Origin of the sequence: Desulfurococcus amylolyticus Z-533, assembly GCF_000513855.1 — an archaeon.
Classification (GTDB): domain Archaea; phylum Thermoproteota; class Thermoprotei_A; order Sulfolobales; family Desulfurococcaceae; genus Desulfurococcus; species Desulfurococcus amylolyticus.
This window is the reverse complement of sequence record NZ_KI911318.1, coordinates 984,572-1,004,526: the sequence shown is the minus strand read 5'-3', so window position 1 is coordinate 1,004,526 and position 19,955 is coordinate 984,572. Positions and strand designations below refer to the sequence as shown.

General features: G+C 45.3%; 25 protein-coding genes and 2 tRNA genes. 13 read left to right on the top strand and 14 right to left on the bottom strand.

All coding sequences use genetic code 11. From position 1 onward, the window contains the following. Window positions 1-188: 188 nt before the first annotated feature. Window positions 189-524, bottom strand: a complete 336-nt coding sequence (locus SPHMEL_RS05200; RefSeq protein WP_156915443.1) for a hypothetical protein — start codon at window positions 522-524, stop codon at window positions 189-191. Between the two features lie 276 nt (window positions 525-800). Between SPHMEL_RS05200 and SPHMEL_RS07440 the strand changes: the two genes are divergently transcribed. Next, window positions 801-956, top strand: coding sequence for a DUF1616 domain-containing protein (locus SPHMEL_RS07440; protein WP_232216770.1), 156 nt, complete (start codon window positions 801-803; stop codon window positions 954-956). Window positions 957-1,024: 68 nt separating this feature from the next. Then, window positions 1,025-1,792: a bacteriohemerythrin gene (locus tag SPHMEL_RS05195; RefSeq protein ID WP_042667627.1), complete on the top strand. Its 768-nt coding sequence runs from the start codon at window positions 1,025-1,027 to the stop codon at window positions 1,790-1,792. A 255-nt stretch (window positions 1,793-2,047) separates the two neighbouring features. Here the strand turns inward: SPHMEL_RS05195 and SPHMEL_RS07690 are convergent, their stop codons facing one another. Both SPHMEL_RS07690 and SPHMEL_RS05185 read right to left on the bottom strand, forming a co-directional pair. Continuing rightward, window positions 2,048-2,248, bottom strand: coding sequence for an IS200/IS605 family accessory protein TnpB-related protein (locus SPHMEL_RS07690; protein ID WP_420865885.1), 201 nt, complete (start codon window positions 2,246-2,248; stop codon window positions 2,048-2,050). A 264-nt stretch (window positions 2,249-2,512) separates the two neighbouring features. Continuing rightward, entirely contained in the window at window positions 2,513-2,830 is a 318-nt protein-coding gene (locus SPHMEL_RS05185; protein ID WP_042667626.1) for an MTH1187 family thiamine-binding protein, read from the bottom strand. Window positions 2,831-3,525: 695 nt separating this feature from the next. Between SPHMEL_RS05185 and SPHMEL_RS05180 the strand changes: the two genes are divergently transcribed. From SPHMEL_RS05180 to SPHMEL_RS05170, 3 genes are all read left to right on the top strand, one after another. Beyond that, on the top strand, window positions 3,526-4,023 hold the full coding sequence (locus SPHMEL_RS05180; RefSeq protein ID WP_042667625.1) for a transcriptional regulator: 498 nt from the start codon (window positions 3,526-3,528) through the stop codon (window positions 4,021-4,023). 151 nt (window positions 4,024-4,174) lie between these two features. Continuing rightward, complete coding sequence (locus SPHMEL_RS05175) at window positions 4,175-5,173, top strand: dipeptidase (protein WP_042667624.1); 999 nt, start codon at window positions 4,175-4,177, stop codon at window positions 5,171-5,173. Between the two features lie 90 nt (window positions 5,174-5,263). Next, complete coding sequence (locus tag SPHMEL_RS05170; RefSeq protein ID WP_012608538.1) at window positions 5,264-5,470, top strand: hypothetical protein; 207 nt, start codon at window positions 5,264-5,266, stop codon at window positions 5,468-5,470. On the opposite strand, the gene SPHMEL_RS05165 is transcribed toward SPHMEL_RS05170, so the two are convergent. From SPHMEL_RS05165 to SPHMEL_RS05155, 3 genes are all read right to left on the bottom strand, one after another. Beyond that, window positions 5,467-6,216: a competence/damage-inducible protein A gene (locus SPHMEL_RS05165; protein ID WP_042667623.1), complete on the bottom strand. Its 750-nt coding sequence runs from the start codon at window positions 6,214-6,216 to the stop codon at window positions 5,467-5,469. The genes SPHMEL_RS05170 and SPHMEL_RS05165 overlap by 4 nt on opposite strands. Further along, entirely contained in the window at window positions 6,213-6,737 is a 525-nt protein-coding gene (locus SPHMEL_RS05160; protein ID WP_042667622.1) for a nicotinamide-nucleotide adenylyltransferase, read from the bottom strand. Before SPHMEL_RS05160 ends, SPHMEL_RS05165 begins: the two co-directional genes overlap by 4 nt. A 121-nt stretch (window positions 6,738-6,858) precedes the next feature. Next, a complete protein-coding gene (locus SPHMEL_RS05155; protein ID WP_042667621.1) occupies window positions 6,859-7,548 on the bottom strand; it encodes an ACT domain-containing protein in 690 nt (229 codons plus the stop codon). Between the two features lie 129 nt (window positions 7,549-7,677). Here SPHMEL_RS05155 and SPHMEL_RS05150 point away from each other — a divergent pair, with 129 nt between their 5' ends. Genes SPHMEL_RS05150 through SPHMEL_RS05140 form a run of 3 tightly spaced genes read left to right on the top strand, consistent with a single transcriptional unit; the run spans window position 7,678 to window position 11,302 of the window. Then, window positions 7,678-9,420 (top strand): ABC transporter substrate-binding protein, encoded by a 1,743-nt coding sequence (locus SPHMEL_RS05150; protein ID WP_042667620.1) that lies wholly within the window; start codon window positions 7,678-7,680, stop codon window positions 9,418-9,420. Window positions 9,421-9,425: 5 nt separating this feature from the next. After that, the gene (locus SPHMEL_RS05145) at window positions 9,426-10,391 is read left to right on the top strand and encodes an ABC transporter permease (protein WP_042667619.1); all 966 of its coding nucleotides are present in this window, start codon (window positions 9,426-9,428) and stop codon (window positions 10,389-10,391) included. After that, a complete protein-coding gene (locus SPHMEL_RS05140) occupies window positions 10,388-11,302 on the top strand; it encodes an ABC transporter permease (RefSeq protein ID WP_042667618.1) in 915 nt (304 codons plus the stop codon). The genes SPHMEL_RS05145 and SPHMEL_RS05140 overlap by 4 nt, the downstream gene beginning before the upstream one ends. 96 nt (window positions 11,303-11,398) lie before the next feature. On the opposite strand, the gene SPHMEL_RS05135 is transcribed toward SPHMEL_RS05140, so the two are convergent. Together SPHMEL_RS05135 and SPHMEL_RS05130 are read right to left on the bottom strand one after the other, a co-directional pair. After that, window positions 11,399-11,473, bottom strand: a tRNA-Arg gene (locus SPHMEL_RS05135). Between the two features lie 248 nt (window positions 11,474-11,721). Beyond that, the gene (locus tag SPHMEL_RS05130) at window positions 11,722-12,381 is read right to left on the bottom strand and encodes an endonuclease V (RefSeq protein ID WP_042667617.1); all 660 of its coding nucleotides are present in this window, start codon (window positions 12,379-12,381) and stop codon (window positions 11,722-11,724) included. A gap of 101 nt (window positions 12,382-12,482) precedes the next feature. On the opposite strand from SPHMEL_RS05130, the gene SPHMEL_RS05125 reads away from it, so the two are divergent. Further along, window positions 12,483-13,037, top strand: coding sequence for a nucleotidyltransferase (locus SPHMEL_RS05125; RefSeq protein WP_042667616.1), 555 nt, complete (start codon window positions 12,483-12,485; stop codon window positions 13,035-13,037). A gap of 69 nt (window positions 13,038-13,106) precedes the next feature. Then, window positions 13,107-13,283 carry a 50S ribosomal protein L40e gene (locus SPHMEL_RS05120; RefSeq protein ID WP_012608529.1) on the top strand — a complete coding sequence of 59 codons (177 nt, stop codon included), beginning with the start codon at window positions 13,107-13,109 and terminating at the stop codon, window positions 13,281-13,283. Between the two features lie 15 nt (window positions 13,284-13,298). Here SPHMEL_RS05120 and SPHMEL_RS05115 read toward each other — a convergent pair whose 3' ends face one another. Beyond that, complete coding sequence (locus SPHMEL_RS05115) at window positions 13,299-14,294, bottom strand: lysylphosphatidylglycerol synthase transmembrane domain-containing protein (RefSeq protein WP_042667615.1); 996 nt, start codon at window positions 14,292-14,294, stop codon at window positions 13,299-13,301. A 98-nt stretch (window positions 14,295-14,392) separates the two neighbouring features. Here SPHMEL_RS05115 and prf1 point away from each other — a divergent pair, with 98 nt between their 5' ends. Then, window positions 14,393-15,484 (top strand): peptide chain release factor aRF-1, encoded by a 1,092-nt coding sequence (prf1, locus tag SPHMEL_RS05110; RefSeq protein WP_042667614.1) that lies wholly within the window; start codon window positions 14,393-14,395, stop codon window positions 15,482-15,484. Between the two features lie 86 nt (window positions 15,485-15,570). Next, a complete protein-coding gene (locus SPHMEL_RS05105; RefSeq protein WP_042667613.1) occupies window positions 15,571-15,825 on the top strand; it encodes a hypothetical protein in 255 nt (84 codons plus the stop codon). Window positions 15,826-16,188: 363 nt separating this feature from the next. On the opposite strand, the gene SPHMEL_RS07365 is transcribed toward SPHMEL_RS05105, so the two are convergent. The 4 genes from SPHMEL_RS07365 to SPHMEL_RS05090 form a co-directional block, all read right to left on the bottom strand. Next, window positions 16,189-16,548, bottom strand: a complete 360-nt coding sequence (locus SPHMEL_RS07365; protein ID WP_156915442.1) for a hypothetical protein — start codon at window positions 16,546-16,548, stop codon at window positions 16,189-16,191. 244 nt (window positions 16,549-16,792) lie between these two features. After that, entirely contained in the window at window positions 16,793-17,560 is a 768-nt protein-coding gene (serK, locus tag SPHMEL_RS05100) for an ADP-dependent L-serine kinase SerK (RefSeq protein ID WP_012608525.1), read from the bottom strand. A gap of 2 nt (window positions 17,561-17,562) precedes the next feature. Next, complete coding sequence (locus SPHMEL_RS05095) at window positions 17,563-18,504, bottom strand: D-2-hydroxyacid dehydrogenase (protein WP_042667612.1); 942 nt, start codon at window positions 18,502-18,504, stop codon at window positions 17,563-17,565. A gap of 327 nt (window positions 18,505-18,831) precedes the next feature. Next, window positions 18,832-18,933: transfer RNA gene (locus SPHMEL_RS05090), tRNA-Thr, on the bottom strand. Between the two features lie 288 nt (window positions 18,934-19,221). Here SPHMEL_RS05090 and SPHMEL_RS05085 point away from each other — a divergent pair. Beyond that, entirely contained in the window at window positions 19,222-19,497 is a 276-nt protein-coding gene (locus SPHMEL_RS05085; RefSeq protein WP_051401010.1) for a hypothetical protein, read from the top strand. 123 nt (window positions 19,498-19,620) lie between these two features. Here the strand turns inward: SPHMEL_RS05085 and SPHMEL_RS07210 are convergent, their stop codons facing one another. Further along, entirely contained in the window at window positions 19,621-19,872 is a 252-nt protein-coding gene (locus tag SPHMEL_RS07210) for a DUF84 family protein (protein ID WP_084322162.1), read from the bottom strand. Window positions 19,873-19,955 lie beyond the last annotated feature (83 nt).

Here is a 19,955-nt window from a genome sequence, read left to right as displayed (position 1 = left end):
GCTGGAATCACTAAAAGAGGCTGAAATAATGGGGGTTTAGGTCTTATATAGGTTTATATAAATTGGTTTCATCCCCTCGTTTTTGTTCCCCTGTATCCTGTTTGGGCTTGTATATGGCTTGATGGCGTTCAGGGTGACCCTGGGCACCCCACATCTTGAGTACTTTATGAATAGGTTTATGCATGCGATTACATTACTTCAATAAAAGAATTCAATAGTAAACCTATATGAAAGCAGAAACAGCATACCGAGGCACGGGCATTCACTACTCCTGCTATGAAGGGTGGGAGCATTAATGCTATGTCGAGGTAGAGGCTCCACATGATCGAGTCTTGTGATATCTCACGCGTGCCACTGGATATGTTGGCGTTATTTAAGATAGTGTTTAACCAGTAAGCCTTATCCTCTAGGTCTCCATCTGCAGGGGTGAAAAGCGAGATCCTGACATATAGGTTTCCCATGCTCGTTGGATACATGTATACGCTGTAAGCCAGGAGGAGCCTAATAGAGTCCTTCGATATCACAGCGTACACGATAGTTGTATTCCTTACCTTGCTCCACCATTTTTCAATATTATAGCCTTGATTAATTAGGCAGATCTGCCATCAATGGAACCTACTCGGCGACTCAATTACTTCAACATACCCCATGCCTATGTTACTGCCTGAAGAAATACCTATATTATACACTGATAAGGCGTCGAGCGCCTTACCTAGAAGGGGCTGGGCATATTCATCCTTAGAGAGGCTCGCATTAAGTATTGGGGTTTATCACTAGCACTAGTTCCATTAATAGGACTCGTGTTAAACTATACTCCATGGAGTATACGGTTAACCCCTGTACTGGTCTCTCTCACAGTGTACCCAGCAATACTGGCTTTCACAGCATCCTATAGGAAATTACGTGTTGCTGAGGAAAACAGCATCCCGTGGCCTATCAAAATCCGGGAAAAATAACATATACTTATTTCCAAGGAAATAAATAATAGCTAGATAGTTGTAAATGATGATCAAGGTGACCATTAATGAAGAGTATAGTTATAAGAGAAGACATAGAGAACCTACAGAAGCTGATACCGCTGAGTAAACTATTGAACATATTAGAGGTAGAGATTATCGAGTCAGTAATGCTGGAAGGAGGAGGGAAAATATTACTAGAGGTTGTAGGCAGGTATGCATCTGAGAATGAATATTATATGACCTACATCACTAATCAGGAAGGCACTTCATGCATGCTTCTCATGAGCGGCGATAGGATTCTTAACGCTGAGTGCCATCGCCCAGATGGAGGAGAAATCCCTGTTAACCCAGAGCTTATTAAAGGCCTCCTATACTCCAGCAATGTGAGGAAACTAGATATGTACAGGGTTAAATCGCCGTTTGTGAGGTGGGCTGAGAAATACAATATGGGAGTAGAACCTCTTGACACTGCACACAGGAATATGTTTGAGAAGTTCAATATGGTGATCAAGTATATACTAGATGGGGAATTAGGCAAGATACAGGAAGCCTTCAGAGAAGCATACAACGCCTCCATCGCACATTTCGAACTCGAGGAGGAACTCCAGGATAAATGTATGTATGATAAAAGAAAGAAGGAGTCCCATGTAAAGAGACACTTAGAGTTCAAGATGCTTATGGATAAACTGGCCTCCACTACTCATGCATCTCAGTTTGTCAAGTTGCTCACGGATCTATATACTTATATCGCATCATACCTTGACTATATGTTAAAGGATGACTTAGAGCTGGCAGAGCACTTGAAAAAATGCCTGGAGAAGGACGGGGACTGACCTCCCCCACTCCAAAGGGCGAGGGTTCCCTTTAGGGGGTTCACTGGTTCCCTCCATCTATTCGGGGATGTATCTTTTATCTGGAGGGCAGTCGATGGGGCCAGAGATCCCCCATCTGGAGCTTAGCTAGTGTTCTTCTCTCAATGTCTAGAATCACTATGCGGTCTCTGTCTCCCTCAAATCCGCACTTAGGACACTTAAATTTTCTATAACCATTTTCTCTCTCAGTTTTGCTCCACACTTCGGGCACGTGGTTTACGTCCCTCTCGGATCGACAGCTACTACTAGCACACCATGTTTTTCCGACTGCCAATCGATCCAGTACACAAGCTTTCTATAGGATAACAGTATTAGTTTCTTCCTATGGCTCTTCGGGGGTTCTCTCAGAGACTCTACTAGACTATTCAGATCCTCTCTAGCTACTCCATATAAATGATTCTTAGCTGCTCTAACAATCAGTAATCATAATTGCCTCTCTATAGCAGTCCTGGGCGATTCTAGAAGGCAGGTCGAAGTATTTCCTCAAGGTTTCATAGAGTAATTTATGGGCTCTAGAGATAGATGTAGTTTTGCCCTCTAACCCTCATCCCAACCGTTAGGGTTAGCACTCCCTCACCGCCCACGGCCGGGACACCAAAATATCTCTAAGGAAAAAAGCTTAAAACCTCTATTCCAGCCCTAAAGGACGAGGCTTTCGGTTGTAACACTGGTCTCTCCGGCTTAACCCTTTCCCAGCTTCTCCTTAACAGGTCTAACCTTGCCCTCTATCGATAACTCCTTATCCACCCTGTAGTCTATTGATAAATCTATTGAGACTCGTTTAACGCCTCGGGCAACCAGTTCATCCACCACCGACTCCAGTATCTTGGAGACCTCGCCTAGATCGCTGAGCTCTATTATCGTTGCTGAAGCCGTCAAGACATGCTTTAATCCAAGGGACGATAACACTTTCTCCACTTCAGCCACATAGCTACTAAGACTCGTAGAACAGGTTCCTATGGGTATAACCCTTAGTGTTAGAAGATATCTCACGTTCATCCCCAGGGTTCGGATCTGGTGGATATTTGTAATTGCTTCACCCCCTTATTTCTTATTCCCCCGTTCTGTCCGGCTTCACCCTTCACAGCGGAAGTGCTTTGGGTGACCCCCGGCACCCCTGCATACGCTTGTAAAGCCCTCAGCCAGCAGTGAAGGGAAGATAGTTAAACCTGGTGCAAACACCCCGTATACCCATCCAGAGAACACCAGGGGAAGCTGAAGAAACCACACGGGAGAAAAGTAATGGTCATCAATGAAAACGAGTGAAGACGCCAAGAGAATAAAACACATCCAAAATATCTACAAGGAATTCAGAGAGGATTCAGAACCCACAACGGGCTAGGACATGTTTTTAGGGGGCTTCGGGCTTCATAGGGTTTGATATCGAGTCCTCTGCACCTGGCTTCACTGCCCTCGGTATTCGTATCACTGGGCTCCGCTCGCTCGGAGTGACCCCAGCCCACGGCTCGCCCCTCATAGCTTTTCGAGGTCATAGCTGTGGGAAACCCCTGCACCCCGATTCACCTTCAACATACTCACTCTTCAATAAAAGAGTTCTATACCAACCTTCATAAACCTAAAAGTATGAAAACAGAAACAACAATCTGAGGCTTTGTTTGTGTTGTGGGAAAGATAGTGGGAAACATATTTAAGCATATTAATACATAATATACTTACCGGGGTGAAAGCATACAATGCTGGTGAAGCTATATGCTCCCCTGCAACCGGGAAGCAAGGAGGAGATAAGGCTCCTCGAGGCAGTATTATACACAGCGACAATATTCGGGCCAGGCCTCACTACACTGCTCTCCAGCAGCGAAGATAAGTCAAGCATTATCAAGGAGCTCTCCACAGCAGCAGCCGTCTTCGCGAGGTTCAAGGCCAATTACTCCTATGGCTTAATAAGCGAGGAGCTCGGGGTACCCGAGAAAACTGTTAGGAAATACCTGAGTATCAAGGACGCCCTCAGCAAGGCTGTTTCAGACGTGTTAAAAAAACTGGAGACTGGAAACGGCTTCATCGAAGTAGACATACCTGATGTAGAATCCTATGTTGCGAAACTAAGTAGCCTAGAAAGAGAAAACAATGAGTTAAGGCAGAGAAACCAGGAACTGGAGACACGGCTAGCAGAGTTAAGTGGGAAGCTGGAACTGGTTAAGAAGCACTTGGATGAAGTCTATAAGATGCTCTAATCATCATACCTTAAACGCTTAACATCGATACTGGATGTCATCAGGTATAACTACGCGCAGGCGGAGTCTACTGTATCTTTGAGTAATCTACGCGTCAATGGGGAAGCCTATTTATTTAGCATGGAGAATTAATTATTCCGGGTGCATCCACTTGAACCCGCCTCTAGTAGATCTCCACGAGGATATAGCGGCCTATGTTCTCTCAGGAAGCCTGCTCAACCCATTCCCATTGAAACCCTTTGATATCGATGAACCACTCCGGCACGCTGATATCCCGAAGTACCTCGCCAGCAACACAAGGCTCGTTGTCGCCAGCATCTTCCCCATGATACCCTGGTACTCCCGTGGTGGGAGGATATCTTACAAGCATTATCCGAGCCTTGAGCCGGTTTACGCAGGGTTGGACTTATACAGGAATATTGTGTTAGCCCACAGAGAGTTCAAGCTTGTATTAGGTAGAGACCAGCTTCAGGGACTCTTCAATGAGAAAAATGGTAGCATAGGCTTGCTTGTAGGGCTTGAAGGGGCTGATTCCTTGAGGAGCCCAGAGGACCTGGATCTCTTATATGCTGGCGGGCTACGTGTATTAGGGTTAACCTGGAACTATAACAATAAGTACGCTTCATCCTGTAGGACACAGATCGATAATGGCTTGACGAGGGAGGGTTTAGAGCTCATTGGGAGAGCCGTGGAGCTAGGGGTAGCAGTGGATCTAGCCCATGCAAGCGGGAAAACGGTGAAAGACACATACGAGGCAACAAGAAAGCCCGTAATAGTCAGTCACGCCAATACCAGATCGGTTCATAACCATCCTAGGAACCTTGATGACAAGACGCTGGAAGTAGTGGCAGAGAGCAAGGGGGTTGTAGGACTAGTATTCATAGCTTCATTTGTGTCAACGGGTGTACCAGATGTATCCAGCCTGGTCAGACACGCGGTATATATAAGAGATAATTATGGAGTGGACATATTAGCAATAGGCTCAGACTACTTCGGCTCACTTGATGCACCGCTTGTTAAAGGACTGGAATCCATCGATAAAATAGGGAGCTTATGGAGCAAGCTACTCGAGGAAGGCTTCACTAGAGAAGACATCGAGAAAATAGCCTGGAGAAACCCGCTCAGAGCACTTACAGCATGGCTGAAATAACTCATAATCCAACCCTACTCCAGTCCACGTAGGCCTTATAGCTAGGTTTTTATAGTTATACATAGAGATATATCTTGGGGAGGGTTATCCATGGTTAAATGCCCGTTCTGCGGAAGCGAGGTCAACGTGGCCCCCATTAAGGAGTGGAGATTCAGGTTCTACATAGTGAATGCATATATATGTCCCAGCTGTAAAGGCAGGTTCAACTACTATCACGGTGTAAGCCCCCGTGGTAGAGAATCATCATTCACAATAAGGGTGAAACCAAGGCCGAAGAGGGTAGTAGCAGAGGGTTAAGAGGCCACCTCTATCTCAAGTATTTTACTGAGTTCTCTTAGCAACGTATTTACTTTCTCATCTATATCTTCCCTATTGGCTCCATATACCTGTATCGTGATTTCCACAGGTTTCCTCGCATGAGTCTTTATATATGCCCACTTATACTTTACTCTCAGTGGTTCTAACAGTTTGTCTACCTCAGCTTCCACCTCATGTTTCGTGATCACTTTGAGAGTTGTAACACTTGTACCGGTTAACCTGGCTAGCCTCGGCATTACCTCCCCCTCGAATATGTTCTCCATCTCGGCTGGTACCCCAGGAAGTATGAATAGGTGTCTTCCATTGTAGACCAGATGGAATCCAGGTGAGACACCAACAGTATTCGAGAGAGGCTCGGCTCCTTCAGGAGGATAGACTACCTCGAGGTGCTCTGGTATCCTGCCTACAAGTCTATTCTTAACCATCTCGTAGACTACTGGCGAATAAACTCGCTTCAATCCTAGGGATTCAGCGATTACCGGTATCGTTATATCATCACTTGTGAAGCCCAGACCCCCGGTTGTAATCACTATATTGCATGCCTCAATGCAGGCTCTGAGAGCCCATGTTATCTCACTCATATCATCCGGTACCACGATAATCCTTCTTACATCAACCCCAATACTGGTCAGCCTACGAGCAAGCCAGTGAGAGTTAGTGTCCTGTATTATTCCCCTCGTGATCTCTGAGCCAATAGCTATGATGCAAGTGGTTAACCCGGTCAAAACCTCTCACCCTGTACCCTCACTGATAGCTTCAAGAGTCCCCTAACTCTCTCAACCCCATTGATCCTTTTAATGAACTCGGCTACGCTTGAGGGTACGAGGCTCTCCCAGTCTCCATCCTCAGCCATGAGCCTCCTAACCATGGTGCCACTGACACCAGGTAATACTGGTGTCTCAAGGGTTTCTAGTCCAAGTATTTTGAAGAGCTCCTGCACAAACCTATTGTTGCTGAATACTGTGTCAACCCTGGGTACATAGCTGAGGAGGTGGAGTGGCCAGAGGTAGTTGTTTGAAATATTATCAACTGGGATCACATAGCACCTTGAGTATAGGTCGCCTAGTCCAAGCTTAATCATCTCAACGCGCTCGCCAGCTGTGAAGGGGTTGTCCGCTGTGTAGTTGTATTGGGCGGCTGCCACAGCGATCACGGCTTCATCAAACCTCTCTAGTATATATCTGAGGGCATGCAGGTGGCCATTGTGAAACGGTTGAAACCTACCAATGAATAAAGCCCTCCTCAAGCATTACACCCATGAATAACTATATCATAGTGAAACAAAAACCATCTTCTACTGCTGGAGATCAATCCAGGGATGGTATCGAACCCCCCGCTGAGTGCCGAGGTCAACTGTATTCACCCATTTATTTCAAGGGCTCCTTGCTATCCTCCTTGGCTTTCAATATTATTGACTCCAGTGTTTTAAATGCCTCCACAGAGTCTTTTCTATCGATTACTATGATAGTGTCACTGTGAGCCGACATTATTTGGAGTATGTTGATCCCTTTCCTGGCTAGGAGTGTTGTTATATAGGATATAAAGCCCGGTGTCTCAATATTCTCGATTGGGCTTACTATTATGATTGCCGAGACATCTCTCTCAAGCCACACCGGCTCCTTATCCATCAGGCCAACTAAGTTATCTAGTAACTCAGTGTTCACTATTATAGTTATATTGTCTATGCCCTGTGAGATAGATATGAAGCGTGTCCTGCCAGCTAGCTCATGAACGCTCTTGAACACCTTATGGAGTACTGTATAATCATATGTCACTATAGCTAGGCCTGTCTTAAGCTCTATATTGCTCCTGGCTAGAACCCTAAAGATCCTTGACTTAAGGGATTGCCTAGCTACACTGCTCCTGCTGCGCAGTAGCGACATTTTAATGGAACTAGGTGTACATGATACCCCATACTCCTCTCTGATAACTTCGGCAAGCCTCTCCGATAGCTTGCTATAGTTCACGTATCCATTACTCAATGCTTCCACTAGGCATGGATCGCTCTCGACGATCTCCCTCACAATGTTGCTTACACTCGTGTTTCCCCTGGGCATGGCACCACCTATGACTAAATGTAACAAATATATTCCAAAATGTAACACTTCTTTTTAAAATGTTTCATATATGTAAAAAAGCTTTTATCTCTGTTCCATGAAGCCTTTTCTAACCATTGGTGGATAACTATGAATGCCAGGGGTACAATTGTCAAAGCCGTAGCAGTAATAGTGGCTTTACTACTGGTTGCACCATCAGTCAGCACAGTATCTACTGCGCAGTCTCAGAGCGTTTTCAGGGTAGGGTGGGGTGGTACCTCGCTAGATACATTCAACCCGTTTACAACCTATGCACAGATATCAACATGGATAACCCTTGACATCTATAGCAGGTTGGTAAGGGTCTCCAGCAATTATTCAACATATATCCCGGACCTGGCTGCTTCATGGGAGGTTATCGGTGGAGACACCGTTAGATTCCATCTTATAACCAATGCAACATTCCACGATGGAGTACCGATCACGGCTTCCGATGTAGAGTACAGCTTCCACCTAGCTAGTGAACCATGGTCATCCAGGGCGGCGAACGTCAAGATCGTTGAATCTATAAGAGTCATAGATAACTACACCATAGACTTCACCGTATCATCTATACCGTTATTCTTCGCCCTTGCAGCCAGCAATATACCAATAGTGCCGAAGCATATATGGAGTAATATAAGTGATCCATCAACATATAGCGGGTACCCACCCATAGGTTCCGGCCCCCTCAGGCTCACCGAGTACAAGGAGGGACAATACGTTGTGCTGGAGCCGTATAACAGGTTCTACTATCCATGGTATCTACCTAGGGTAGACCGGATCATAGTTAAGTTCTACCCCGATGTAACCAGTGCAGCCAACGCGCTGATAGCCGGGGACATAGATGCTGTTGGACCCTATATCCCGATGGCGATGCGTAATGTCCTCGTGAACAACCCGGGGTTCAAGGTGTTTACATCCCCTGGGACAACATACTTCTACATAGCATTCAACGTGGACCCCAATGGAACAGGTAATCCAACCCTGAAGGACTTGAATGTTAGAAGGGCCCTAGCCTATGCTACAAATGTAACTTACGTCTGTGATACAGCGTGGCACGGGTATTCAAAGTCGATAGCTTCTATTCTCCCAACCTCGAATATATATTATAACCCGAACCTCAAACCCTACGAGTTCAATCTTAACAGGGCAGCAGAAATACTGGATCAAGCCGGCTACAAGCTGGGCCCTAACGGTGTAAGGGCTTCCAGCAATGGTGTTCCGCTCTCATACACTATACTTGTGCCCAGCAAGTTCCCCGAAGCAGTTAACGCGGCACAGGTAATCGCGAACTGGTGGAAGCAAATAGGCGTCAACGTGGAGATCAAGACGATGGATACTGGTAGCATGAGCGCCATTATATGGAATAATGTGAATGGAGTTGTCAGGCTTGGACACGATATAGATATATGGGACTGGATAGTAAGCCCCAACGATGTATCACAATTCGACGTGTTTGCAACCGGGCGCACCCTCACAGGTGTCTCCGATTCAGGGTACAGTAACCCCGAGTATGATTCCCTCTATGAGAAAATATATAATGCGTCAAGTATGGATGAGATCAAGAATATAGCGTGGATGCTCCAGGAGATACTGTACAACGACCTACCATACATACCTCTCTGTGAAATAGAGGCTGTACAAGCACACTCAGTGAAATTCACCGGCTTCGACTACGGGTGGCCTGGCGGGCCATTCGGAGGTGATGACTGGCGTACGTTTCTCAACGCAACGCCTGTAGCCACTACTACAGCCCAGGGTGGCAACAGCGACTACCTAGTGATAGGTGTAGCAGCAGGAGTTATCGCGGTGGTTGCAATAGTGGTCTTAATTAATAGATTCAGGAGGTGATACCTGTGAACACCACGTTCCTTACTAGAAGGGCTTTTTCAAGCGTTCTCTCCATCTTCATATTACTATCTATATCATTCATTCTTTTCAGGCTTCTCCCAGGCGACCCTATTTCCCTGATGTTCAGGGATCCAAGGTTGACCCAGGATCAATTAGCTTACCTCAGGGAGAAATTCGGGCTCAATAAGCCGCTGTGGGAGCAGTACTTCATTTACTTATGGAATACCGTGAGAGGAGATCTAGGCATCTCATTCTACTATAAGCAACCAGTAACTGAGATACTATTAGAGAGGATCGTGAACACGCTGATGCTCCTTATACCTGCAACAATAGTGTCTATACTGCTTGGAGTACTAACCGGCGTGGTATCAGCTTGGAGGCATGGTGGTTTAGTTGACAAAGTAGTCAGCGGGTCGGCGCTAGTATTATACACTCTTCCAACCTACTGGCTTGGAGGATTACTAATACTGGCCTCAATAAACTACCTTCATCTCCCAGTTACCGGTATGCGTGACTATGGCGTACACTACTCCTCAATGCTTGAACACCTATACGACCTGGCATCCCACATGATACTACCATTCATAACCCTTGTCCTCGTGAACTACGGTGGCTTCACATTGCTAGTCAGGGCATCAATGCTTGACGTGTTGGGCGAGGACTATATCAGGACATACTATGCAGTTGGCTTCAGGGAGGGAAGAATACTCTTCAAGTACGGGTTGAAGAATGCTATGCTTCCAACTCTCACAGCTATATCTATAGCGATAGCTACCTCGGTTTCAGGTGCTGTACTCACCGAGACTATTTTCGCATGGCCAGGCATAGGAAGGCTAATATATGAAGCCGTATATAATAGGGACTACCCGCTTCTCCAAGGAGCCTTCCTCGTAATAGCCGTCTCAGTTGTACTAGCCAACCTCATAGCAGACCTATTATATGGATTGATTGATCCAAGGGTGAGAACATGACCACGGGTGGAAGCAGTAACAGGTTCGCTACTAGTTTAACAGTATTAGCGAAAGACATGCTATGGGAAATAGTATCGATCACCAGGAGGAATAGTAGTATCAAAATAGGTTTAACAATAATACTGGTATACATAGTGTTAACAGCCCTCGCACCCTATATCACGAGTTATCGACCAGAGGATACTGATCCATCCAGTATATTCCAGCCGCCAAACAGTAAGCACTGGTTTGGAACAGATGAGATGGGCCGCGACTTATTCACCTTGAATATTTACTCGATAAAGACCTCGCTGATAGTTGGCTTGTCAGCAGCAGCTATAACAGCTATAATTGGGCTGGTCGTAGGCCTGATCTCAGGCTATTACGGGGGCTTAGTAGATGAGGTGTTAATGCAGGTCGTGAACTTCCTCTTAACGATACCTTCAATAGTGTTAATGATCGTGATCGGCTCCATTATCGGGTCAAGCATAGCTTCGGTGATACTGATAATAGGCTTGCTGAACTGGAGCCCTATAGCACGTGTGGTTAGATCAATTGTGTTATCGCTGAAGGAATGGGCGTATATAGAGGCGGCTAGATCCCTCGGTGCATCTAATTCCTGGATAATAATAAGGCACATCCTTCCAGCAGTAATCCCTGTGACAATAGCTAATACAGTGCTCTCTGTTTCAACCGCGATATTCTCGCATGCAGCACTAGTGTTCATGGGTGTTGGGAGTATTGGCGACTGGAACTGGGGGTTAATCCTGTATAACGCATACACCTCAGGAGCGCTTGCAGCAGGCATATGGTGGTACTTCATACCACCTGGAACCATGCTGGTCGCATTAGCGTACTCCATAATGCTGATAGGAAACGGGCTAGAAAAGGAGTTTAACCCAAGGCTCCCGCAAACCAGTTCCCAGCATTAAAGCAATTGCCCCTTCCTAAAATACAGGGTCTGTAACTCAAAATATAAGATCGACGGAAATATCTACGCAGACTTTTAAACAGGTGATTAAAGAATGCGGGCCCGCCGGGATTTGAACCCGGGGCCTCCGGCTCCGAAGGCCGGCGCCCTATCCTGGCTAGGCGACGGGCCCTAGTTACTTAAATTATTGTTCGGGTTATTTATCTGGTTTAGTGGAGAAGTAGTTTTAATCACCATGTGAGTGGGAAGGAAATAGTTGAAGCGGGTGACGGATGTAAATTGCTATTGAAACCATTATTCCTGGATAATGACAATATATATCCTGAACTCTGAGCTTATATATCATATCGCGAATAAGTGTAGAGATTTTTGTCCATGTACCTAGATAAGTAGATATGAATTCATAACATCTTCACTACGTTATAACCGTAGCTCCTTGATGCATTTACTCCTGGAGTAGTTGTCTGCCAGGCGTATTGGTAGTGGTAGCTTTAGGTCTGGCTCCATGAGGTGTCTAACTACTTCCACCGCGTCTTCAAGCCTTATTAGGTATCCTATACTCACATATATTTCGCTGCCCTGGTTGGTTTCAACTACCTCACCCACTATTCTTCCATGCGCCCTCACGAGTTTCCTGCCATTTACTTCTTCTACCTCCCCGTAGAGCGGCTTCTTTGCCACCCCTATTGACGGGGTGCTGAGTACGAGACCTATATGTGTTGCTATGCCAAATGCTCTTGGATGGCTTAATCCGTGTCCATCAACCAATATTATATCCGGTTTAGCCGGCAACCTATGCAATGCCTTAATGTATACAGGGGCCTCCCTGAACGCCAGTAGACCTGGCACATATGGTATAGGGGGCTTCGATGCAAGACACGTATATGCCAGGGGCATCTTAGCCCTATAATCCATGAGTACAGCGCTTCCAACCTGAACTCCTCCCCTATATGATGCATCAACCCCTGCAACACTCCTTATTCTCGATGGATCAATCCTTGGAAACGAATCAAGCTCCGCTAGAACCCTCTCAGAGAGTATTCTCTGAAGCATTACAGCCCGCTGATAATCGAAGCCCATTCAAATACCCTTACTTAATTAGTCTGTTGCAGGCTCTAAATTCTTTTTAAATATTTTTGGATGTGTTTTATCTTCTTGGTGTCTTTACCACGGTGGTTTAAATGACTTACAGTATTGATGAACTCGCAGGCATTATGAAGACGCTGCAGGATGAAGGGGTTAAGGCTGTCGTAATAGGGGATACAGTGGTTCAGTTAGCTCTGGGCAGGAAGAGACTAGAAGGTGATGTAGACTTATTCGTGTACGAGCCAAGCCCCCTCCTCGAGCAGGATTACTATCAGGAGCTGGCGTCCAGGCATGGATGGGAGGTATCATCGACGGAAGTGGGCACGGTGAAGTTGATTGCACCGTTGAGCGAGGACTACCTGGAAATCGAGTTATACGAGAACTATATGGATATAGAGATACCTGATGAAATACTTGAGAAAGCCGATGTGATCAGGGTGGGCGGTATAATCATTAACGTGTTACCGGTGGAAGCCTACCTGGTGCTCAAGGCCCGCCAAGGAGTAGACACGGATAAGCTCGCGGAATACATTAAACAACTGAAGAACAGTATAAATATAAAGCTTGTGGAGGAGCTGATCGGATATTACCATGAAGAGGAGCAAGAGATCATAGTGAACAGGCTTAGAGACACTGGCCTGAATATATAGTCCTGGTACCAGGGAAGATTTTTAAATCGCTCAAGGTATTGAGGAGAAGAGTAGAGGGGTGCTTAATATATGCCGGTGAATAATCCAGAGCTACAGAAAATAGTCTTCAACAGAGTGTTAAATAAGATGGTGTGCAGGAGATGTGGTGCCCTGAACCCACCGGGCGCTACCAAGTGCAGGAGATGTAGATCCAAGGGCACGCTACGTCCTAAGAAAGCTGTTAGAACAGCTACAAAAGCAACTTAGAGTTTGTTTAATGTTTTAATGTAAAACCCAGCTTACCCACCTCCTAAGCTTGTTATCATATATTATCAGCGATATCAGCCCAGCCACGATTCCATAGTAATAGTATACAACCCTATACTTCACAACAACCGAGGGATCTAAGACTATTGATAATCCATATTCAGCTGCACCACTTCCACCAGGCGTAGGCAGGGAGCTAAATGACTGCATGATGAAATAGGCCTCGACAACTTTAACCACGGCGTCAACATTAAACACGTGGATGAATGGGAGTGCCGCGACACCCCATATTGTGTGGTAGAGTATTGTCAGCAGCCATAGTAAAGCCTTCTTCCCTAGGGATATCCTTGAAGCCATCTCGCTATAGCTAGAGGCGAAATCAAGGTACATTGCATACAGCTTGTTGAAGTGTTTCCTCATAAATCCAGGTATCCACCTTGGTGCTGCATCGGGTCCGCTAGGCATGTTCCTGCCAGCCCTCACTATTTTAAGCGATATGGAGAGCCATGAGAAGGACATGAATAACGATACTAGTAAGACAGGTGTGCTTAGAGGCAGATATTTAACGCTGAGGAAGGCACCAATAATGTTTACGGCTAATACATCATAGTAAACCTCGTAGATCACTAGTGCATAGGATTTAACAGTATCGACTCCTGTCCTTCTGGACAAGTAATATGCTCTGCCAGGCTCACCGCCTATCGAGGAGGGCGTTATATTCGCGGTTAAACCGCCTATGAGCCTAATAGCCAGGCTGTCAATTAATGGAAGAGTAATCCCCTTCATACTTGATTCAAAGAGTAATTTCAACCTGAGAGCCGATATAATCCATCCAAGCGTTATTACCAGTAGTGAGACAGGGGTATCCATGGAGTATAGTTCCAGTAGCGAGCTAAGGGAGGATGTGATAACACTGTAAGCTAGGATCACGAGGGTTACTACTATCAGGGTGATAATTAAGCCCCCGCCAAGTTTTCTCTCAACCTGCATATCTATGCCCACATATATCATGGGTTTACCTAGATATATTTAAACCCCCCAATATATACCATGTTATCCCGGTGTAAAAGGGATGAGCCTTTAGCTATAGTGAAGACCAAATAGAATCCATGAGAGTGGATAAGCAAAGGTTAAGGGAGATAATTAAGGAGTTGAAGAAGTGGAAGGCCCATGCAACGATATTGCTGAGCCTATATGTGCCGCCGGGTAGACCTATAGGTGATGTATTAAACCTGCTTCGTCAGGAGCTCTCGGTAGCCGATAATATAAAGCTTAAGAAGACAAGGAACGCTGTTGAGAGAGCGTTGTCGATAGCCATTGAGAGGATGAGCAAGATACCCAAGGTCCCTGATAAAGGACTAGTATTATTCGCAGGAGAAGATCCTGATACAGGGAAATCGATAACAGTTATGTTGATCCCACCAGAGGAGGTGCGGGTATTCTTCTATAGGACGGATAAGGTATTCCATACAGAGTTCCTCGAGGAAATGGTCAGCGAATCCAATATAATTGGCTTACTAATAGTGGAGCGTGATGCCGCTACAATCGGCCTGCTTAAGGGTAATAGGCTGCAGGTAGTTGAGGAGCTAGAGGACTATATACCAGGCAAGCATCAGAAAGGTGGTCAGAGCCAGCGTAGATACGATAGAATAATTGAGCAAATGGTTGAAGACTTCTATAAGAGGGTTGGTGAACACGCTAACAACGTATTCCTACCACTACTAGAGCAAGGCAAGCTTAAGGCCCTCCTAGTTGGCGGACCAGCCTATGCTAAATACGATTTCATGGAGAAGGATTACCTGGATTACAGGCTTAAGAAGATAGTGCTGCCAGAGTTCATCGATGTAGCCTACCAGGGTGAACCAGGCTTAAGGGAAATGATAATGAGAGCCGGGGACCTATTAAAGGAGCAAGAATATGCTGAAACACTTAAGGCAATCGAGGAGTTCAAGTATCACTTGGCAAAAGACGATGGGTTAATAGTGTACGGTGAAGAAGAAGTACGCAACGCTCTTGAAATGGGTCTTGTAGGCATCCTGCTAATAAGTGAGCAACGGGAGGATATAGAGGAGTGGCTTGAGCTAGCAAGAAAGCGAGGAGCTAAACCACTAGTCGTAAGCACCGATATACCTGAAGGCGAGTGGTTCGCACAAACCTTCAATGGGTTGGCCGGAATACTGAGAACCCGTGTATCATGGTAGCTTCCAACCGGTCAGCTAATTTAATTTTTAATTAGTAGAAATTATAAGCCTGTAGGAACAATATTAATTATGGTGGGGATTAGGAAATGATAGATCCCTCCTACAGAAGAGAGCTACTATCCCTGATAATTAATGCAGGACTAGAAGAAGACTTCATAGAATGGTTAAGCATACAGGGTATAAGACACCTAGTGGGACAAGTAGACAACATACCAGAGGAACTACTACTGGCATACGTTAAAGAGAAGAAGCTAATAGATACAGAAGAAGAGGATGAGATGAGCCTGAGAGAACCCTCCAGCGAGCCAGATGGAAACATATATATAAAAAGGAAAGGCTAAGCCCCCATCTCAAGGACATTGTTCCCTGATCATTCTAGAGACCCTGAGCCCTATGACTTTCGATTTTTTCTATAGAGTCTATCCAATAGCACAGCTGGATGTGAACAGTTTGGTTTTCGTCGATTAAAAAGCTCGTACTTGAAGCCCTAAGAGTCCGTGTTTTCTATGATGTTTGTTGTTCAATGTGAACGTTCGTGAACAAGCCACTTGTTCCCGTTGTTCGCGAACAACGGTGGAAAAGAATTATGAGCCACACTTACCTAGAACCCCTGGGAGTGTATGCTGGGCAGAGAGCGCACACCCACCTATGCTCTCTAACATTTATATAGCATCTCCAGCCCTCCTTCCTCATCTTATACCCTTTTAAAGGCGATTCCGAGTACCAGAGTGTTCAGCAGCCGTCTTTATCCATGTACTTACACCAGTACTCCGGGTATCCCTTGAGAAACCTACCTTATCAGCTGTATCGGTTAAACCACAAATATTTCTTAAAACATGTTCAGCCAACATATTAGATGAAATATAACACACGTCGGGCTCTACAACAGGGGATTCAACACAGCACCCGGAGCCATCTCCAAAATCAACGTAGAAAGAAGCTATGAAGGAACACGGATCCTCAATAGAGGGATATTCGGCATTGTAGCTAACAGATACAGCATTAATTAAAGATGCACGGGGCGGGATCATAGCGGCAACGAGAAGCGTAGCTATAAAGAGCATTGAGATACGGAACAAATTCTTATTAAACCAGTTACATCTTAACGAAAACTAAAAACCTTTATATCTTTTCTACCCTTATAAGCACGAGAAGCTCTTATCTCGGATGCTTTTATTTTCACCGATAGCTTACTGAAATAACTGCCATACCTGGCCATTATTCCACCGGTTCTACGTAAACCTACATTAATTCTAGTGAAGAAAGAAAGATAGGATAGTAAAAAGAAGTAAAAAGGTATTCAATGATCTAGGCTAGTTTACTAAGGGGGGTATATGTCTTGGCTGGATAGAATGGCAGAATATGTCTGGTTGTTTTAGGCGCATATACAAGTCCTTTCTTCACATAGTTCATTACGTCTTCTTTTGTTAATATTTTACGTATGAATAAATATGTAAGCCACCCTGATTTAAGGTCTTCCAACGCATCTGAGAGCTCACCATAGTATACCAGGGTGAATAATCCCTTCATATTAAGCTCGTTCAATACCTGGGAAACTATCTTCTGGCCTTCAATGCCTCCGCTTATCGCTCTGCAAAGGTTCTTTCCCAGTACTATAAAGGAGGATTCTTCAAGTAGTTTCACATCTATCTCTCCCAGCGTGTTGGGATCGTAGTTGCACATGGAGATCTTCAATCCCCTCCTTGATGCCTCGCTCAGCACTGGTTCAACCTCGCCTATTATGCCGGGTAACCACGTCTTCAGCTTTACCTCGGGGCTAAAGTAGTCTATGATCACGCATGGTATCTTCCTGTATCCGAGTGCTTTTACAGCTGCCCATCTATGGTGCCCGTCAACAATGAGGAATTTATCGGTGCCGGGTATAGGGGTGACTATTATTGGCATGTCTACGGCGTTCTCGCTCCGAATCTTATCAACTAGTTCCCTTAACCTTGCCTCAACTAGTTCCTCGTGGTTAACCAGTTTATCCACATCTATTAGTGTTGGCTCAACATACTTGTAGGGGATGCTTGTCTTAGGTAGCTTAATTATTACTTTACCTGCTTCACTACTCATAACTAGGCACCATGCTTCCTGAAATAGTCTATTATTTTCTCAGCAACCTCTATGCCGGCTTTTTCCTGCGCCTCCACAGTGCTAGCGCCTATGTGCGGAGTTAAAACTACGTTGTCAAGTTTTAGTAATGCATAATCCTTTGGCAAGGGCTCCTCCTCGAATACGTCTAGCCCGGCACCAGCAATCCAGCCTTCTTTCAATGCCTTTATAAGTGCATTAGTGTCTACCACCTGCCCCCTCGAGGTATTTATAAGTATCGCGGTTTTCTTCATGAGCCTTAGTCTCTTCTCATTTATCAAGTGTTGTGTTTCAGGTTTTAGGGGGACATGTATTGAGACCACATCTGATTCCTTTAGAAGAGTCTCTAGATCAACGTATCTAGCCCCCAACTCCCTCTCTAATTGTTCATTTCTACCGAGATCATAATAGAGAATATTCATCCCAAGACCTAGCCTGCATATCTTTGCAACAGTTGAACCTATTCTACCAGCACCAATTATACCAAGGGTCTTACCGTTCAACTCGATCCCCATAGCCTGCTTCTTCGGCCACTCGCCAAGCCGCATACGCCTGTCACTGAAGGCTATCTTCCTGGCCACGGCAATCATTAATCCCACGGCGAGCTCCGCAACGCTCACCGATGATGATGCAGGGGCATTGATGACCTCTATCCCCCGGGCTTTAGCAGCTTCGACATCTATGTTATCTAATCCCACACCGGCTCTAGCGATCACCTTGAGGACGTCGGATGATTCTATCACCCTCTTTGTGACCAAGGGTTTGCTACGGACTATAAGTGCGTGGAACCCCTTTATCATCGAGGCTAATTCATCCTCGCTTGGCTCCTCTCTTACAGTGACATCAAACCCGTTTGATCTCAACAACTCGATTGCCTTCTCATGAATGTGGCTTGCAACTAGAACTCTATACTTGTATGTACTCATCTATATCCCCTACTCATATCATATCATATTACTTCAACCAAATAAAAATATTAAGAAGGAATATAGCCACTCTTACAGCTTGAAAAAGCTTGGGAAAGGATTACTGTTTCCCGCCTACGCTCTAGGTCTTCGTTGGGTGGTTTATCACGGTTCCTCCCCGGCTCCCTCCCCGTAGACAGCCATGGGTCTCGGGGAGCTAAGGAGTCGCCAATAAACTCGTGTTCTTAGCTTGCAAAAACCTAAAGAACCTGTAAAACAAAACAGTATGTCACCCTGGTTTAAAGCCTAGGCTATGCCACTGTGTTTAAGGATAGATGAGAAATAGAGAGCCGCCGGCGGGATTTGAACCCGCGTCCACCGGCTTTCTCGACGAGCCTACCTAGTACTTGCTTACAAGGCCGGCGCTCCACCGGGCTGAGCTACGGCGGCCTATTTGAACCATGATTACTTTCAGGGTTTAAAATTATTTCATCGGAAGAACTAATGCGTTCTATACCCAATAGGTAGGGAGAGCAAGGAGAAGGTGGAGAAGCCCTACGGCAGAAAGTATATACAGTAATCATAGCAGAGGAATGGCATCAAATAATACAAACAAATATCAACAATTATAAACTATAACAGAAACAGTTTGGTTGGGGCTTTATAATTCTACTCAATAATATTTAATCCCGAAGCATGAATAAAGTTCGGTAGGTAATACGAACGGCGTCTATATGTATGAAACATAGGAAAAGAAGATTTAAACAAAGAAGACTACTATATAGAGGTAAATGCTCCCTCGTAGCCCGCAAGTGGGGGCCTGGGCAGTTCGTTATCTTCATGATCCATCCTAGAGGAGAACGAGTACCAATGTCTGTTGCTATAGTCAACGGCTCGAATATTGGGATGTTTATTAAGAAACTGGGTAAGACGAGTATCCAGCTATACAACGAGTTTAGAGTAGGCGATAGACTACTCGCTCTAGCAGGCCTCTTGGAAAGCCTATCGAGTTGAAGAACTACAATAGGGTTATACTAACATCTGACGCTGTATGTGGTCATGCCGAGCAGATCGGTTTAGCAGAGCACTTGATACACGAGTATATTAAATCCAGGAAGAAATGAGATGCTAGATTAGTCACCTAGAGTAGAGTTCGTAGTTTAGAATCTTTGTTAACGCCATTAGAGTAGCGGGCTTGGATCTTACAACAGCGTTTTTAGTCAATATCGATATAACCCCGGTTGAATCCCCTATGTTTCTAACAGAGTAAATACTCTCCACTATCTCTTCCAGTTCTCTAAACCAACCTTTCTCAATATCCTCGACAAACCACCTCGGTATTGCGAATGCGGGTGAGAAGCCTATAGAGCTTACACCATTCTTGTATATTACGTATTATCACTTTGTACACCATCACTATTTATACATCTTGCGGGTCAGCCAGGGGTTCAAGCCGTTCATCAATCACGTGC